This is a genomic window from Embleya sp. NPDC008237, from assembly GCF_042956465.1.
In the GTDB taxonomy this organism is placed as follows: Bacteria; Actinomycetota; Actinomycetes; order Streptomycetales; family Streptomycetaceae; genus Embleya.
The window spans coordinates 1-3,185 of record NZ_JBIBGL010000050.1; the positions used below are offsets into that span (position 1 = coordinate 1).

Sequence of the window (3,185 nt, forward strand, 5' to 3'; positions counted from 1 at the left end):
GGGTTGCATCCGGCGTTGCTGGACGCGGGGTTGCAGGCGATCGCGTTGTCGGGGGCTGCGGGTGAGCGGGCGGCGTTGCCGTTCTCGTGGTCCGGGGTGGAGTTGTATGCCTCCGGGGCCTCGGCGCTGCGTGTACGGGTGACCCCGGTTCGCGCGGGCGCAGTGTCCCTGCGGATCGCGGACGCGGCCGGGCTGCCCGTGGCGTCGGTGGACGAACTCGCGCTGCGCGAGGTCGCACCGGAGGGATTCGCCACCGCGTCGCGTCACCACGACGCGCTGCATCAGCTGACCTGGACCAAGGTCGCTTCCGAGCCTCGCGACGCTCACGTGGTCGGGTGGGACGAACTCGACTCCGACGGGGTCGTTCCGGAGGTGGTGGTGCTGCCCGTGTCGGGTGGTTCGGGGCCTGCGGTCGTCCGTGCCGCCCTGCTTCGGGCCCTGGACGCAGTGCAGTCGTGGTCGACGCAAGAGCGTTTCGCGCACGCGACGTTGGTGGTGGTGACGCGCGGCGCGGTGGCGTTGGAGGGGGAGGACGTCACCGATCTCGCCGGTGCCGCGGTCTGGGGCCTGGTGCGATCGGCCCAGTCGGAGGAGCCGGGGAAGTTCGTGCTCGCGGACTTCGACGAAGGTGCCGACGTCGACGCTCTCGCCGTCGTGGGATCCGGCGAGCCGCAGGTCGTCGTACGCGGCGGTGTGGCACACGCGGCGCGGTTGCTGCGGGTGCCGGTCGCGGAAGTCCCGCACGCCACCGTTCCGTTCGATCCGGATGGCGAGGTGTTGATCACCGGTGGCACCGGCACGCTGGGTGCCCTGTTCGCACGGCATCTGGTCACGCGATACGGGGTGCGCCGGCTGTTGCTGACCAGTCGGCACGGCTTGGCGGCCGAGGGGGCGGCGGAGTTGGTCGCGGAACTGTCGGAGCTGGGCGCGGAGGCGGAGGTCGTGGCGTGTGACGTCGCCGATCGCGCCGCGGTCGTCGAGTTGTTGGCCGGTCGTGCGCTCACCGGTGTCGTGCACGCAGCGGGGGTCCTGGACGACGGGGTGATCTCCTCGCTGACTCCCGAACGCCTGGACACCGTCTTGCGTCCGAAGGCGGACGCGGCCTGGCACCTGCACGAGTTGACGCAGGACATGGACCTCTCCGCGTTCGTCCTGTTCTCCTCGGCGGCGGGTGTGCTGGGTGGTGCCGGACAGGGCAACTACGCGGCGGCGAACGCCTTCCTGGACGGTTTGGCCGTGCATCGTCGAGCGGGTGGGCGGCAGGCATTGTCGTTGGCCTGGGGATTGTGGGACGCCGACGGGGGGATGACAGGTTCCCTGGCCGCCGATGATCGGGCGCGGCTCGCACGTGGCGGTGTGCTGCCGCTGTCCGTGGCGGAGGGCCTCGCGCTCTTCGACGCCGCGACCACACTCGACCGAGCCGCCCTGGCACCGGTTCGGTTCGACCCGGACGCGCTGTCGAGCACGGAACTGCCGAACCTGCTACGCGGGCTCGGGCGCAGCGGCCCGTCGCGGCGTTCGGTTGCGGTGCGTTCGGATGCGGGAGCTACGCTGCGTCGGCGTCTGGACGGGCTGTCGGCGGCCGAACGCAACGATGCCCTGCTGGATGTCGTCCGCAGTCAGGCGGCGGCGACTCTGGGCCATGCCGACGCCGAGGCGATCGAACCCGAGCGGGCGTTTGCCGAGTTGGGCTTCGACTCGCTCTCCGCGGTGGAGTTCCGTAACGGCTTGAACGCGGCCACCGGCCTGCGGCTTCCGTCGACGCTCGTCTTCGATTACGCGAACCCGCTCGTATTGGCCGAGCACATCGGGACCGAATTCGCGCCCGACCCGGAGACCGACGCCGAATTCGCGGCCGGTCGGGACCGGTTCCACGATGCTCTTCGGAACATCCCGCTCCAGCGACTTCGCGATGCCGGCCTGCTGGATCGGCTGTTGGAGCTCGCCGGAGTCGCCGACCCGGGGCTCGGGTTCGACACCGATGGCTCGGCAGACAAGGAGTCCATCGACGAGATGGATGCCGAGAGCTTGATCAGCATGGCACTCGAGGGCTTCGGCCCCGACGACGCGATTCAGGAAGCGTGATTCGGCGATGAGCAGTTCCGACGCGAGGCTGGTCGCGGCGCTTCGCGCGTCGCTCAAGGAAACCGAGTTGTTGCGCACTCGCAACCAGGAACTCGTGGCGACGATCCGCGAACCGATCGCGATCGTCGGCATGTCCTGCCGCTTTCCCGGGGGTGCCACCTCGCCGGAAAGTCTTTGGCAATTGGTCGCGGAAGGACGGGACGGGGTCACCGAATGCCCGACCGACCGCGGCTGGGACATCGAGCGGATCTATGACCCGGAAGGTCTGCGGCCGAACACGACGTATGTGAAGGAGGGCGGATTCCTGCACAGCGCAGGGGACTTCGACTCGGCCTTCTTCGGCATCGGTCCCAACGAGGCGCTGTTGATGGACCCGCAACAGCGGCTTCTGCTGGAAACCGCGTGGGAGTCACTGGAACGAGCGGGCATCGACCCGGCCTCGTTGCGCGGGAGCCGTACGGGCGTGTTCGCCGGGATGATGTACCACGACTACGCGCACAACAGCAGTGCCGGCGCCATCGCGTCCGGTCGAGTCGCGTACAGCCTGGGGTTCGAGGGACCGGCGGTCACCGTCGACTCCGCGTGCTCGTCGTCGCTCGTCGCGCTGCATCTGGCCGCGCAGGCGTTGCGGGCGGGGGAGTGCTCGCTCGCGCTGGCGGGCGGTGTCGCGGTGATGGCGACCCCCGAGACCTACATCGACTTCAGCGCGCAGCGGGGATTGTCCGCGGATGGTCGGTGTCGGTCGTTCGCGGCGGCGGCGGATGGTACGGGGTGGGCGGAGGGGGTCGGTTGGCTGCTGGTCGAGCGGCTGTCCGACGCTCGCCGCAACGGACACCGGGTGTTGGCGACGGTACGGGGTTCGGCGGTGAATCAGGACGGCGCGTCGAATGGATTGACCGCGCCCAATGGTCCGGCGCAGCAGCGGGTGATTCGGCAGGCGTTGATGAATGCCGGACTGGTGTCGGGCGATGTGGACGTCGTGGAGGCGCACGGTACCGGTACGAGGCTCGGTGATCCGATCGAGGCGCAGGCGTTGTTGGCGACGTATGGGCAGGATCGCCCGGAGGGTCGGCCGTTGTGGTTGGGGTCGATCAAGTCGA

General features: G+C 69.5%; 2 protein-coding genes. Both read left to right on the top strand.

The window, feature by feature from the left end; translation table 11 throughout:
• Positions 1–2,085: type I polyketide synthase (locus tag ACFZBU_RS47920; protein ID WP_391590147.1), on the top strand; the 2,085-nt coding region annotated here is incomplete at its 5' end.
• Between the two features lie 7 nt (positions 2,086–2,092).
• Positions 2,093–3,185 (top strand): beta-ketoacyl synthase N-terminal-like domain-containing protein (locus tag ACFZBU_RS47925; protein WP_391590148.1); only part of this gene is annotated, 1,093 nt, incomplete at its 3' end.